11 protein-coding genes are annotated in these 14,620 nt (G+C 33.1%); all 11 read left to right on the top strand.

What is annotated here, in order from left to right; translation table 11 throughout:
* The first annotated feature begins 1 nt into the window (after window position 1).
* A complete protein-coding gene (gene coaBC, locus HM984_RS14945; RefSeq protein WP_179349739.1) occupies window positions 2-1,213 on the top strand; it encodes a bifunctional phosphopantothenoylcysteine decarboxylase/phosphopantothenate--cysteine ligase CoaBC in 1,212 nt (403 codons plus the stop codon).
* Window positions 1,206-2,093 (top strand): type IX secretion system protein PorD, encoded by an 888-nt coding sequence (gene porD, locus HM984_RS14950; protein WP_115811978.1) that lies wholly within the window; start codon window positions 1,206-1,208, stop codon window positions 2,091-2,093. The genes coaBC and porD overlap by 8 nt, the downstream gene beginning before the upstream one ends.
* Before the next feature lie 133 nt (window positions 2,094-2,226).
* On the top strand, window positions 2,227-3,879 hold the full coding sequence (gene recN, locus HM984_RS14955; protein WP_179349740.1) for a DNA repair protein RecN: 1,653 nt from the start codon (window positions 2,227-2,229) through the stop codon (window positions 3,877-3,879).
* A 13-nt stretch (window positions 3,880-3,892) separates the two neighbouring features.
* Window positions 3,893-4,153 (top strand): hypothetical protein, encoded by a 261-nt coding sequence (locus HM984_RS14960; RefSeq protein WP_179349741.1) that lies wholly within the window; start codon window positions 3,893-3,895, stop codon window positions 4,151-4,153.
* Window positions 4,154-4,223: 70 nt separating this feature from the next.
* The gene (locus HM984_RS14965; protein WP_179349742.1) at window positions 4,224-5,042 is read left to right on the top strand and encodes an enoyl-ACP reductase FabI; all 819 of its coding nucleotides are present in this window, start codon (window positions 4,224-4,226) and stop codon (window positions 5,040-5,042) included.
* 224 nt (window positions 5,043-5,266) lie between these two features.
* Window positions 5,267-7,333, top strand: a complete 2,067-nt coding sequence (locus tag HM984_RS14970) for a T9SS type A sorting domain-containing protein (RefSeq protein ID WP_179349743.1) — start codon at window positions 5,267-5,269, stop codon at window positions 7,331-7,333.
* 264 nt (window positions 7,334-7,597) lie between these two features.
* Window positions 7,598-10,258: a T9SS type A sorting domain-containing protein gene (locus tag HM984_RS14975; RefSeq protein ID WP_179349744.1), complete on the top strand. Its 2,661-nt coding sequence runs from the start codon at window positions 7,598-7,600 to the stop codon at window positions 10,256-10,258.
* Between the two features lie 160 nt (window positions 10,259-10,418).
* On the top strand, window positions 10,419-11,420 hold the full coding sequence (locus HM984_RS14980; RefSeq protein ID WP_179349745.1) for a glycosyltransferase family 2 protein: 1,002 nt from the start codon (window positions 10,419-10,421) through the stop codon (window positions 11,418-11,420).
* 24 nt (window positions 11,421-11,444) lie between these two features.
* Window positions 11,445-12,389, top strand: coding sequence for a YbbR-like domain-containing protein (locus HM984_RS14985; RefSeq protein WP_179349746.1), 945 nt, complete (start codon window positions 11,445-11,447; stop codon window positions 12,387-12,389).
* Window positions 12,390-12,391: 2 nt separating this feature from the next.
* Entirely contained in the window at window positions 12,392-12,979 is a 588-nt protein-coding gene (gene coaE / locus HM984_RS14990) for a dephospho-CoA kinase (protein ID WP_218845061.1), read from the top strand.
* A gap of 72 nt (window positions 12,980-13,051) precedes the next feature.
* Window positions 13,052-14,620 (top strand): sensor histidine kinase, encoded by a 1,569-nt coding sequence (locus tag HM984_RS14995; RefSeq protein ID WP_257018509.1) that lies wholly within the window; start codon window positions 13,052-13,054, stop codon window positions 14,618-14,620.

The following is a 14,620-nucleotide window of genomic DNA, read 5'->3' on the forward strand; positions in this document are numbered from 1 at the left end:
GATGTCTATTCTAAAGGATAAGAATATTTTATTGGGCATTACTGCTGGTATTGCCGCCTATAAATCTGCCAGTTTAGTCAGATTATTCATTAAAGCAGGCGCTAACGTCAAAGTCGTTATGACGCCTGCTTCTAAAGAGTTTGTAACTCCGCTCACACTTTCCACCTTATCAAAAAATCCGGTATATTCTTCGTTTACAGATGAAGAAGATGACAACCAAATATGGAATAACCATGTCGATTTAGGCCTTTGGGCAGATCTCTTTGTGATTGCTCCTGCTACAGCCAATACTATGGCAAAAATGGCAAATGGTTCTTGTGATAATATCCTTCTAGCTACGTACCTTTCTGCTAAGTGTCCAATTTATTTTGCACCTGCAATGGATTTGGATATGTATAAGCACGATTCAACTAAAGCTTCCTTTCAAAAACTAAGATCTTACGGAAATAAACTTATTCCGGCAGGAACAGGAGAACTCGCAAGTGGCTTAATTGGTGAAGGTCGCATGGCGGAACCAGAAGATATTGTTAGCTATATTGAAAATGATATTTTAGACCAATTGCCTTTAAAAGGTAAACGCGTATTGATAACTGCTGGCCCAACTTACGAGGCCATAGATCCTGTACGTTTTATTGGCAATCATTCTAGTGGGAAAATGGGCTTCGAAATAGCAAAGACTGCCGCTAATCTAGGGGCTGAGGTTGTTTTAGTAACTGGTCCAACACATCAAAAAATTATACATAATCTCGTCACGGTTATACCTGTAATAACTGCAGAAGACATGTATAATGAAGTGCATAAGCATTTCAATACCTCAGATATTGCTATTCTTTCTGCAGCTGTGGCAGATTATAGGCCAAAGAATGTTGCTGATCAGAAAATAAAAAAGAAAGAAACCACGTTTACTATTGAGTTAGAAAAAACTAAAGACATTTTAAAATCCCTTGGTGAGATTAAAAAAGATCAATTTTTAGTTGGTTTTGCATTAGAAACTAATAACGAATTGGAACACGCGAAAGGAAAACTGACATCTAAGAATTTAGATCTTATTGTTTTAAATTCTTTACAAGATAAAGGAGCTGGTTTTGGAGTGTCAACAAATAAAGTTACATTTATAACGTCTTCTAACGACATTATAGAAAATGAATTAAAATCAAAAGCAGACGTTGCTAAAGATTTAATGCACCTTATATTAAAACAAACTCATGCGTAACCTATTTTTTTTATTTACTTTTTTAGTAACCTCAGTAACGTTTTCTCAAGAGTTAAACTGTACGGTATCCGTAATAGCGCAGCAAACAGGAGCTGAAAATGACATTTTATTTAAAACCTTAGGAAACCAACTTACAGAATTTATAAATAATACGAAATGGACTAAAAAGACGTTTGGTCAACAAGAGCGTATTAATTGCAGTATGGTAATTAATGTAACGGAACAAAGCAATAATTTGTTTTCTGCATCGATTCAGGTATCTTCTTCTAGACCTATTTTTAATTCAACGTACAGTTCACCTGTTTATAATTATAATGACAGAAATTTTAATTTTGAATATTTAGAATTTCAGAATTTGGTTTTTAATGAGAGTCAATTTGAATCTAACTTAATTTCTGTGTTGTCATTTCATGTTTATATGATTTTAGGAATAGATGCAGATACGTTTGAGCTTAATGGAGGCGATGAGTATTTTAGTCAAGCACAAACTATAGCGAGCTACTCACAACAACTCAATGGTCAGGGTTGGAAAGTAGAAGACGGATTACAGTCGCGTTTTGCTTTAATCGATAATATAATGTCCCCATCATTTAAAGATATGAGATTAGCTATGTATAAATATCATATTGAAGGCTTAGATATTATGAACGAAGGCGCAAAAGAAGGAAAGTCACAAATAATTTCTGTGCTAGACGATTTACAAAAGGTGCACAGAGTAAGGCCAAATTCGTTTTTAATGCGTGTGTTTTTTGATGCTAAAGCAGATGAAATAATGGATATACTCTCTGGGGGACCAAGTGTTAATATTACAGCAGCAATGGATATCTTAAACAGAATTGCTCCAATGCATTCTCAAAAGTGGAGGAATATTAAGTATTAATCGTTATTTATATTCTGTATTTTAAGTTATTGCATCAAGCCGAGGTGCTTTAATAGCTTAAACATATTTCCACTATAATTTCATATTACTTAGCCTTAAAAACTTAATTTTGTAATACAATAAATTTAAGCGCTTGTTAACATCACTTTACATAAAAAATTACGCACTCATCGATGAGTTAAACGTATCTTTTAATAATGGTTTAACTATTATTACAGGAGAAACAGGTGCAGGTAAGTCTATCTTATTAGGTGGTTTATCCTTGGTTTTAGGGAAACGTGCCGATCTGAGTCAGGTGAAAACTGCAGAAGAAAAATGTATCATAGAAGCTGTTTTCGATATTGCTAATTACGATTTAAAGTCGTTATTTAAATCTCTAGACTTAGATTATGATGTGCAAACCATCATTAGAAGAGAAATTTTAGCATCCGGAAAATCTAGAGCATTTATTAATGATACTCCAGTAACTCTAGAGAGCTTGGTGGCTTTGAGTAGTTATCTTATAGATATTCATTCACAACACCAAACACAACAGTTAACGCAAGACGATTATCAGTTTAAAGTTATAGATGCCTTAGCGGATAATAAATTGAATTTAGAAGACTTTTCTAAAGGTTTGAGTGTATTCAAAAAACTTCAAAAAGCATTAGCAGTATTAAAACTGTCTAAAGCTGAATTGATAAAAGAGTACGATTATAATCTGTTTTTATCCAATGAATTAAATGAAATTAATTTAGAGAAAATTAATCTCGAAGATTTAGAAAATCAATATGAAGAGCTTAACAATGTTGAAATCATTGGTGAGAAGCTAAGCAGTGCTAAAGCCATATTAGATGCTGAAGGACTAGGTGTCATAGATCAGATTAATTCTGCAAAACAAGAATTATCTAAAATAGCCACTTTTGGAAAACCTTACGAATCTTTAAAGGAACGTATCATTAGTGTAGGGATTGAATTAGATGATGTGCTTATTGAAATTGATAACCTAGAAGATAATTTATCTACAGACCCACAAGAATTAGAACGTATTAATAGTAAACTTCAAATTGTAAATAATCTATTTCAAAAGCATTCCGTTTCAGAGATTGAAGACTTAATTGCAATTAAGGTCGATTTACAATCTAAAATAAATGATACTGAAAGTTTAGATCAAACCATATTAGATAAAGAACAAGAGATTTTAAAAGCTAACGAAAAATTAAATCAAATTGCTTTAAAGATTTCAAAGAATAGAAAAAAAGTAATTCCAATATTTGTATCTAAGTTAGAAGCTATTCTTTCTGATTTAGGGATGCCAAATGCCAGATTTAAAGTTGATTTAGAGCCCACCGAGCAGTTTGTTAAAAACGGAAAAGACAGCTTGCAGTTTTTATTTATGGCTAATAAAGGTTCTAGCTTTAATGAACTTAAAAAGTCTGCATCTGGTGGGGAGTTATCGCGTATTATGTTAGCGATAAAATCTATTTTGGCAGAATATATTCAGTTACCATCTATAATGTTTGATGAAATTGACACCGGAGTTTCAGGTGAAATTTCAAATAAAATGGGAGACATTATGAAGCAGATGAGTAGTAGCATGCAAGTGTTTTCTATTACACATTTACCTCAAATTGCGGCGAAAGGCAATTCGCATTTCAAAGTATTTAAAACAGATATTGATGATATTACGCATACGCAACTCAAAAAATTAAACAAAGACGAACGTATAGTTGAAGTCGCGCAAATGTTAGGTGGTTTAACAATTACAGATTCTGCCATGGCACATGCAAAACAATTGTTAAACTGATTCAATTGAATAGATGAAACACTATTTTGCTATCCTATTGTTTATAGGAAGTTTTGCGCTTATAGGTTGCGCAGATGATGAAGATCCATGCGATGTAAAGCATGTTATTATTAATGGCGAATGTGTTCCAGATTATATTTTTCCAGACAATCAAACCATACAAAATGGAGATAAATATTATCATCAAGAATTTGGTGTTATCATATACAAAGACGCAAATTGGGTAGATGAATGGGATCATATTATTGAAGATCTAAAAATCAGAACCGATTAATACGTTCAAAGTTTTATTAACTTTGAAATCTTTACAATTCAACAAACTATCAACTAAATATATTGTAAACATGTCATACAACTTACTTAAAGGAAAGAGAGGAATTATATTTGGCGCATTAGACGAAAACTCTATTGCTTGGAAAACAGCTATACGCGTCCATGAAGAAGGAGGAACATTTGTATTAACCAACGCACCAGTTTCCATACGTATGGGACAAATAGATGAATTAGCAGAAAAGACAGGTTCTCAGATTATTTCTGCAGATGCTACTTCAGAAGAGGATTTACAAAATCTTGTAGCGCAGTCTATGGAAATTCTAGGAGGTAAAATAGATTTTGTTTTACATTCTATTGGTATGTCTATTAATGTTAGAAAAGGAAAACATTATACGGATCAAAACTATGCTTGGACTCAAAAAGGAACCGATGTCTCTGCAATGTCGTTTCATAAAGTTATGCAAACGCTTTATAAAGCAGATGCTATGAATGAATGGGGAAGTATTGTAGCCTTAACTTATATGGCAGCGCAGCGTGTGTTTCCAGATTATAATGATATGGCAGATAATAAAGCCTATTTAGAAAGTGTGGCGCGTAGTTTTGGCTATTTCTTTGGTAGAGATAAAAAAGTAAGAGTCAACACTATTTCGCAATCACCAACACCAACAACTGCTGGGACTGGGGTTAAAGGATTTGATGGCTTTATTGCATATGCAGAAAAAATGTCACCATTAGGAAACGCAACGGCAATGGATTGCGCCAATTATACAATAACATTATTTAGTGATTTAACCAAACGTGTCACACTTCAAAATCTTTATAATGATGGAGGATTTAGTAATATGGGGGTGAGTGACGACGTTATGGAAGCGTTTGTCGAGAAACAATGAAGCCTATAAACAGTATTCTTTTAGCCGTTATGTTATAACATAACGGCTTTTTTTATGCTTCGTAATGGCCATAAGTTGAAATAAAATGAGGAACAATTTAAATATACGATCCTAATGTTTTTTTTGTCGATGTTTTTTGCGGTTTATCGATTTGAAAGATAAAGCTGACAATGTTTTAAAGATTTAACATATTTTTAAAGAATTACTAACTAAAATATATTTTTATGAAGAAAATTACGTTTTTATTTTTATTACTTGGGATCTCTTTTTTTGGGTTCTCACAAGTAAGTCAAAATTTTGGCACTAATGGATCTGATAGCTCCCCAACAGTACTAACTATTCTTAACACAGACATTACTATAAATGGTACTGCTCCAATTACGGAAATTACATTAGGTAATTTCACGGTTCATTTTGGGGGTCCTACTGGGGATACAACTTATTGTGGAAATTATTATAATTTTGATTTATTAGTTGTAGGTGGGGTTGCAGATGGAACCAGTATATTAGGTGGTTGTGATTCAGATTTTAACGGTCTAGACATTACAGGTTTTACTGCTATAACAATTACCTCATTTGATGCTGACAACTGGTCAGATATCATATTTTTTGATATTGATTTGATGGTTACTTTTAATCTTTCTAGTAGCCCTGATTGTGATGCTGTATTAGTGGATACTGAAAATGTTAGTTTAGAGGGAGATTTATCATGGTCTGCGGCGACAGGTGTCGTAGATAATTATGAAGTATCTGTAGGTACTGCGTCTGGTTTATCGGATGTTTACTCTGAATCTTTAGGTAATGTTTTAACAACTAACATCGGAGTTTTACCAGAAGGTACAACGTATTATGTAACTATTACTCCATCTAACAGTGTAGGTATAGCGATAGATTGTACTGAGCAGACATTTACTACAATATCAGCGGCTTCTAATGATGATCCAACAAGCGCTATTGCTTTAATATTGGATGAAGGAACTGACTGTGGTGCTAATACTATTACTGGGTCAAATTTTGGAACTACAGATTCAGGTGTTGCAGCACCATCATGTGGTAATTATGGTACACCAACAGATAAAGGTGACTTATGGTATACATTTGTGGCGCCATCAAGCGGTGAATTAACGTTTAATACATCTAATCTTGTTGATTTAGTATCTGTATCTGGAGCTTATTATTCAGGTACAGTAGGTAGTCTTATTGAGGAAGGTTGTACTGAATTTGGTTCTGGTTGGCCATGGGATCTTTCTGGTCTAACAAGTGGTGAAACATACTATTTAAGGATTTGGGATTACAGTAACGATGAAATAGGAACTTTTGATCTTTGTGGTTACTATGTGGCTTGTACAACAGGTCAAGCGACAGTAGAAACAGTTTCAGATTGTGCAGCAAGTACATATAGCTTAAATGTTACATTTAGTACAGTAGGAGATGCTACAGAAGTTAGTGATGGTACTAATAGTTTTGCTATTTCTGGATCTGCAGCCGTAGCAGGACCATATGCATTTGGAACGACTGTAACATTGGAAGTTGTTCACACTGGTTCTGATTGTGATTTTGAATTAGGGACTTATCTTTTTGAGGCTTGTGCACCGGAAAATGATGATATTGCAAATGCAGTAGCAATTGCAGTCGATGAAGGATATTGTGATGGTACAAATACTAATGCTAATAACATTAGCGCAACTAATTCAGCTGAGGCAATGGGATCTTGTTTTCAAGGAACTGAGACACTTAGTGATGTTTGGTTTACATTTACTGTACCAGCAAATGTTGCAACTGTAGATGTTTCTACTGATTTTACAGGAGGAACTTTATTGGATACTGAATTAGCGGTTTATTCTGGTGCCCCAGGTAATTTAGTAGAAATTGGCTGTAGTCAAGATGATGGTGTTACCGATTTATCTAATGGTTTTTCTTGGAATTCTCTAATTAATGATTTAGCAGTTACTGCTGGAGAAACTTACTATATACAAATAGATGGTTATACTACGCAAACAGGAACGTTTTGTTTAGATATTTCTACAAACCAAGTATTAAGTACTAATAGCTACGAAAATGAAGCTGCTTTCACATACTATCCTAACCCAGTTAAAAACACATTATCATTAAATGCTCAAAAAACAATAGAGCAAGTGTCTATGTTTAATATGCTAGGTCAAGAAGTATTAAGAGCTACTCCTAATACTGTTGATAGTGATTTAGATATGTCTAACTTGGCAACAGGTGCTTACTTTGTTAAAGTAACTATAGCAAATGTGACAGAAACAATAAGAGTGATTAAGCAATAAGTATTAAACACTTTATTATATACAGGAAGCCGCTAAAATTAGCGGCTTCCTTTTGTTTTAAACTCTATTAAATCTCTAAGTTATGCCGTATTTATAGCGTTGAAAATAAAAAAAATTAAGTTCAATTGTTAGACGTTTAAATTTATATAGATGTTTTAGTTCTAAACGGTTTTCTTTGCGTTTAAACGATTTGAAGGTTAAACCTCAGATTTATATGAATAATTAACATATTTTTAAAGAATTACTAACTAAAATATATTTTATATGAAGAAAATTACATTAATTATGGCGATTTTGTTTACATCGCTTTCTTTTTCTCAAGTTACCATAGGTACAGGTAACGACGGTGGGACTTTTGAATCACCTCCAGTAACAGCTTATTATGGTTATTCTTATGGTCAATCTATTTATTTGGCTTCGGAAATAAATTCTACGGGTGATATCACATCGATGGATTTTCAGCTTATAACAGGAGCCGATATGTCATCTGCAGATGAAATGGTAGATGTTTGGATTGGACATACTACTAAATCCTCATTCGAGTCTACAACTGATTGGGTAGATGTTTCAACTTTAACACAAGTATTAACTAACGGAACCGTTACAATAGCAGCAGATGTTTTAACAGTTACATTTAGTACTCCGTTTACCTATAATGGAACAGATAATCTAATAATTGCTTTTGATGCAAATGAAGCAGACTATGGAGGTGGATCTGATCGTGTTTCTGCAACAGATGGTCCTACAGCTAATTTGTCATTAGTTGATAGAACAGATACTCCTGCAAATAATCCAGACCCATTAGCTCCACCAACAGGAGTTAGATTTCAGTCTAGAGGTAATGTTACTTTTAATGGAATAAGTGCGTTATGTGCACCAGCAGCAGCTACTGCTTCAATAGTTGAAGATTGTGATAACGCTCAATTCTCAATATTAGTAGATGTAACTGATTTAGGAGACTCTACCAATCTTGAAATCACTAACGATGCAGGCGTTGCTTCAACAATGGTGACTGAAACAGGTGAAGTTACTGTAGGGCCTTTCCCTATTGGAACACCTGTAGTGTTAACGCTTGAAAATGAAAATGAAGATACTTGCGATGTTGTGCTAGACTCAGTTTTGGATTTTTGTCCAACTGCGGCTACGACATTAGATTATTATAACTTACAATGGCCTGCTGCATTAACATTTGCTGAAAATGAAGCGGCTGACCAATTGGTTTTTGCACAAGCATACGAAGCTGGTTTAACTGACACCACTACAGGTGCAGCAGCAGGTATTGAGGCGTGGATTGGTTACAGTGATACAGATACAGATCCATCTGGTACAGGTTGGACTTGGGAAATTGCACCATTTTTCTCTGAAGAGGGAGGTAATAACAACGATCAATTTGCTGTAGCTATGCAAGATCTTGGTTTAACCGAGGGAACTTATTATTATGCGAGTCGTTTTACTTTGAACGCAGGTCCTTATATGTATGGAGGTTTTGAAGGAGCATGGGATGCAACAACTAATCCATCTGGTGTGTTAACGGTTACAGCACGTTTAGCAGTTTCTGGTGATGATTGTGCAAACCCAATTGTTATAAACACTTTGCCATATAACACTACAGATGATACTGTTAATTATACTAATTTTTTCGGGAATGGTGATAGTGTTTGTAATGCTAATTATTTAAGTGGAAATGACGTTGTTTATACATATACACCAAGCGCAGATGCTAATATTAATTTAGGTTTAACAGAATTAACAGCTACGTGGTCTGCTATTCATTTATTAGATGGATGTCCTACGGATGAAGCAACGGCTTGTGTAGGTTTTGCAGGTTCTGCTGGTAGTACCGATAGAGGTATTGAAGGTGTAGATGTTGTTGGAGGAACTACATATTATATTGTGATTTCTACATTCGCAACACCAAATTCTGTGGGTTACACTTTAGATATTACAGAAAACACTTGTGCCAATGCAACGGCTACATATACTGTAGTTAGTGATTGTGGTACTAGTGGTGGATTTAATATCGAAGTAGATATTACAGATATGGGAACAGCTACTGCTGTTACTGTAACTGACGATCAAGGGAATGATGCTCAAGCAGCAACAGAGGCGACAATATTAACATTTGGTCCATATACAAATGCTACAGATGTAGTGATTACAATTGCAGATGATAATGATGGAACGTGTGAGCAATCAAGTGAAGCTTTAACACAATTAGCATGCCCTCCTGTAAATGACGATATTGCTACTGCAATAGCAATTACAATTGATGAAGGGTTCTGTGATGGATCAAACACCAATAGTTCTAACATTTCAGCAACAGACTCTGCAGAACTGATAGGTGATTGTTTTAGTGGTACTAATGCAGCTAGCGATGTTTGGTTTACTTTTACTGTACCTGCAGATGTAGCAAGTGTAGATGTTTCTACGGATTTTACAGGAGGAACATTAACAGATACTGAATTAGCAGTTTATTCTGGTATTCCAGGTAATTTAGTAGAAATTGGTTGTAGTCAAGATGACGGTACTACTATTTTATCTAATGGGAGTTCTTACAATTCATTAATTACAGATTTAGCAGTAACAGTTGGAGAAACTTACTATGTACAAGTAGATGGTTATACTACGCAAACAGGAACGTTTTGCTTAGATATTTCTACTAACCAAGTATTAAGTACTGTTAACTACGAAAGTGAATCTGCTTTCACATACTATCCAAACCCAGTTAAAAATACATTAACATTAAATGCTCAGAACACAATAGAGCAGGTGGCGATGTATAATATGCTAGGTCAAGAAGTATTAAGAGTAACTCCTAATACAGTTGATAGTGACTTAGATATGTCTCACTTGCAAACAGGGACTTACTTTGTTAAAGTTACTATTGCAAATGTGACTGAAACTATACGAGTTATTAAGCAATAAGCTTATTAACTTTATAATTCTTAAAAAGCCGCTAATTTTAGCGGCTTTTTTTTTGCTCTAAATCAACGAAAAGCAATGAGATTTATTTCTGTATTTTGAATTTATTTTAAGCTATCGTAACTGTTAAAAATTGTATTTGGTTTAATTACCTTTGTGACTTATGGAGACTCTTAATTTTTCATTTATTATTCCTGTTTATAACAGACCCAACGAAATTAAAGAACTGCTAGAAAGTTTTTCAAATTTTGAAGGTCAGCATACCTATGAAATTGTAATCGTAGAAGATGGCTCAACCGAAACATCAGAATCTATTGTAAAGTTGTATAATAATCAGCTCGATATTTCTTATTATTTTAAAGAGAATTCAGGGCCAGGAGATTCTAGGAATTATGGTATGGAGAAGGCTAAAGGAAATTATTTTATCATTTTAGATTCAGATGTACTGTTACCTTCAAATTACCTAGTAGAAGTAAAAACGTTTTTAGACACATCTTATTATGATTGTTTTGGTGGCCCGGATGCGGCTCATAGTTCGTTTTCTAATCTTCAGAAAGCTATAAATTTTGCTATGACTTCTTTTATTACCACAGGAGGTATAAGAGGAGGGAAGCAAAATGTAGAAGACTTTCAACCGCGAAGTTTTAATATGGGTTTGTCTAAAAAGGCTTTTTTGGCTTCAGGTGGATTTGGTAAAATTCATCCTGGCGAAGATCCCGATTTATCCTTACGATTACGTAAACTAGGTTTTAAAACGACTTTAATTGAAACTGCTTTTGTGTATCACAAACGACGAATTTCGTGGTCTAAGTTTTACAAGCAAGTTCATAAATTTGGTATGGTAAGACCTATTCTAAATCAATGGCATCCAAATTCTAAAAGTATTGTCTACTGGTTTCCTACAGTATTTAGTTTGGGCTTTATAGTTTCGATAGTTATGGCGATTTTTCAAATGCATCTACTGTTGTATTTTTACGAATTATATTTTGCTACAGCTTTTATATTGGCTTTAATTTCAAATCGAAGTCTAAGTGTTGCTTTTCAAGCGTTGCTAGCTATAATTATTCAGTTTTTTGGATATGGACTCGGCTTTTTGAAATCGACATTTAATTTGGTTATATTAAGAAAGAACCCTGAAGACTCATTTCCACAACTATTTTTTTAATAATAAATGAAAACGAAGAAGAACTTGAACATATTAGACCATTTAAAAAAGAAGAACTTTAAACGGTTTACTTTATTTTTTGTGGTGGCCTTTGTGTTTCTAATTTTTTCAAAATTGTCTAATGACTACAAACAAACCATAAAATTAAAAGTTAATTTGGTTAATGTTGATGATGAGATACTCTTAAAAAAGGATTCGACGAACTATATTCAAGCGTATGTAGAAGCAAAAGGGTTTTCATTAATGCCCTTTATGTTTAATAACTCTAAGGAGTTAGAAGTAGATGCGAAAAGTGAGGTCACTTTAAAATCTCAAAATTTTGTTTTCGATGTGTTAAAGCACAAGTATCTTATTGAGAGTCAGTTGGGTAGTGCTTATGAGGTTATTTCTATAATGCCAGACACACTTTTAATTGCGTACTCAAAAAGAGCTTCAAAGACGGTTCCTGTAAGATTTAAGAAAGCTATTAATTACGCTGTAGGTTATGATTTAAAAGGAGAATTTAGTTTTAATATAGATAGTGTAAAAGTAGTTGGTTCGTTAGAAGAAGTAGATAAAATCGATTCTGTAACTACAGAAGCTCTGGTGCTAAATGATATAAAAAGTGATATTAAACATATTGTGAGATTAGATATTTCTGATTATGATCATATTGATGTATTTCCAAAATCACTAGAGGTAACAGGTAATGTTACGCGCTTTACTGAAGGTATAATAGAAGTGCCTATTGTAATAACAAATCAGCCAGAAAATATTACAATTAATTACTTCCCTAAAGCTGTTACACTTTCGTATTATGTAGATTTAGAAAATTATGATGCCATAAAAGCTTTAGACTTTAAAGTTGAATGCGATTATGCCGAATTAGAAGAAAATCAAACCTTCTTAATACCAAAAGTAGTTAAGAAACCCGATTTTATAAAACATGTTAATATCAAACAGAAACAAATAGATTTTATAGAACTCTAATTATGATAGTAGGATTAACAGGCGGAATTGGGAGTGGTAAATCCACTATTTTAGAATGTTTTAAATCATTCGGGATTCCTGTATACATTGCTGATGACGAAGCAAAAAAGTTAATGAACCGTTCAAAGGTTATTAAGCGAAAATTAATAAGCTTGTTTGGAGAAAAGGCTTACGTTGATGACCAATTGAATAGACCGTATTTAGCTTCAAAAATATTTAATGATAAGACGTTGCTTTCTAAAATGAATGCTATTGTGCATCCAAAAGTAGCATCGCATTTTAACCACTGGCTTAATAATCAAGATTCAGAATACGTTATAAAGGAAGTCGCCATTATTTTCGAAAACAACCTACAAGACCAATACGATTATATTATAACCGTTGTTGCAGATGAAGATCTACGAAAGCAACGCGTTATGAAACGTGATAACGTATCAAGGGAAAAAGTTGAGGCTATTATGAAAAATCAATGGTCTGATGCAGATAAAATAGAAAAATCTGACTTTGTTATTGTTAATGATGATCTACAAAAAGCTAAGAAGCAAGCTCTAGATATTCATAATATGCTACTTAAAATATTAAAACACTAAATATTTACTTTCATTTGTTAACGTTAGGTTAAACCTAATTTATACTAAATGTTAAAATGTTAAATTTGACTGATGAGCAAAAAGCTATTTGTGTTATTGATAGTCTTAATGAGTTTATCTCTCATTGGGATTATTTTTGTACAATCATTTTTTATAAATAACAGTATAATAAATGAAGACAAAAACTTTACGTTTAGTGTAAAGCGTTCGCTAAGTTATGTTTCTAAAGCAATTGAAGAATATGAATTTAGAAATTATTTCGATAAAATAGGACCGTATCTAAACAAAGAGAATAAGATGGATTCTTCCATCATTAAACAATTGTTAATATCGGAAGAGGATGATATTAATGATAAAACCATTGTACATCGTAATACCGTTTTAGAAGAACGATTTAAGGTGCCTTCATTGTTTAATGAGATAGATGCAGATAGTTTTAGTATCAGCAAGTTATATAGTGAGCGTATTACAGAGACTTACAATATTACAACTATAGATGGTGTAAGGCGAATAGACCCAGAAACTAGAATAAGAGAATATTCTTCTTTAAATGCTTTTGATAAACAGTTTTATGAAGATTCTTTTAAAGATTTGTTAAAAGATAAATTGGTTTATAACCGTGTTACGGCAAAACAGGTTGAAACTTTTTTAAGACGTGAATTAGAAGATGAAGGTGTAAGTTTAGATTTTGAATTTGCCATTTATGACAATGATTTAGCAACCAAAGTGCAATCTCAAAATTTTGAAATGTCACCAGATGCTCATGGCGTAAAGATATTTTTAGATAATAATAATGAAAGTAGTTATAATCTTTGGATTGATTTTCCTGAAAGAAAGAAGTATTTAATATCATCTATATTTTGGATGATTGTACTTTCAATAATATTTACAGGTATTATAATTATTGCTTATACGAGTGCCATTTATCAGTTAATAAGACAACGTCAAATATCACAGATTAAGACGGATTTTATTAATAATATGACACACGAGTTTAAAACACCAATTGCCACAATTAACTTGGCGTTAGACTCCATAAAAAATCCTAAAATAATCAATGACCAAGAAAAGGTGTTGCGATATTTAGGAATGATAAAAGAAGAGAATAAGCGTATGCATGCGCAAGTAGAAAATGTATTGCGTATTTCTAAGTTAGATAAAAATGAATTAAATATAAGTAAGGAACGTCTAGATTTACACGACCTAGTAGAAGATGCTATTACACACGTAGAATTAATAGTAGAAGATAGAAAAGGTTATGTAAAAACACATTTAAAAGCAGACCATACATCAGTTTTGGCAAACGATACGCATTTTACAAATGTTATTGTTAATGTATTGGATAATGCTATTAAATATTCGGATAATGCACCAAAAATAGATGTATATACCGAAAACGTTGGAAATAATATTATTGTAAAAATATCAGACCAAGGTAATGGAATGTCTAAAGCCGTTGCGAAACGTGTGTTTGAGAAGTTTTATAGAGAACATACAGGAAATGTGCATAATGTAAAAGGGCACGGCTTAGGTTTGGCATATGTTAAGAAAATAGTAGAAGACCATCAAGGTCATATATCAGTAGAAAGTGAAAAAGGAAAAGGCAGCACTTTTATAATAAAGATGCCGTTAATATCATAA

The organism is Winogradskyella pacifica (genome assembly GCF_013403915.1).
GTDB lineage: Bacteria > Bacteroidota > Bacteroidia > Flavobacteriales > Flavobacteriaceae > Winogradskyella > Winogradskyella pacifica.

Excerpts from the sequence above, each read along its gene's own strand:
- coaBC (WP_179349739.1), top strand. The coding sequence starts at position 2 with ATGTCTATTCTAAAGGATAAGAATATTTTATTGGGCATTACTGCTGGT.
- porD (WP_115811978.1), top strand. The coding sequence starts at position 1,206 with ATGCGTAACCTATTTTTTTTATTTACTTTTTTAGTAACCTCAGTAACG.
- HM984_RS14960 (WP_179349741.1), top strand. The coding sequence starts at position 3,893 with ATGAAACACTATTTTGCTATCCTATTGTTTATAGGAAGTTTTGCGCTT.
- HM984_RS14965 (WP_179349742.1), top strand. The coding sequence starts at position 4,224 with ATGTCATACAACTTACTTAAAGGAAAGAGAGGAATTATATTTGGCGCA.
- HM984_RS14970 (WP_179349743.1), top strand. The coding sequence starts at position 5,267 with ATGAAGAAAATTACGTTTTTATTTTTATTACTTGGGATCTCTTTTTTT.
- HM984_RS14975 (WP_179349744.1), top strand. The coding sequence starts at position 7,598 with ATGAAGAAAATTACATTAATTATGGCGATTTTGTTTACATCGCTTTCT.
- HM984_RS14980 (WP_179349745.1), top strand. The coding sequence starts at position 10,419 with ATGGAGACTCTTAATTTTTCATTTATTATTCCTGTTTATAACAGACCC.
- coaE (WP_218845061.1), top strand. The coding sequence starts at position 12,392 with ATGATAGTAGGATTAACAGGCGGAATTGGGAGTGGTAAATCCACTATT.
- HM984_RS14995 (WP_257018509.1), top strand. The coding sequence starts at position 13,052 with ATGAGCAAAAAGCTATTTGTGTTATTGATAGTCTTAATGAGTTTATCT.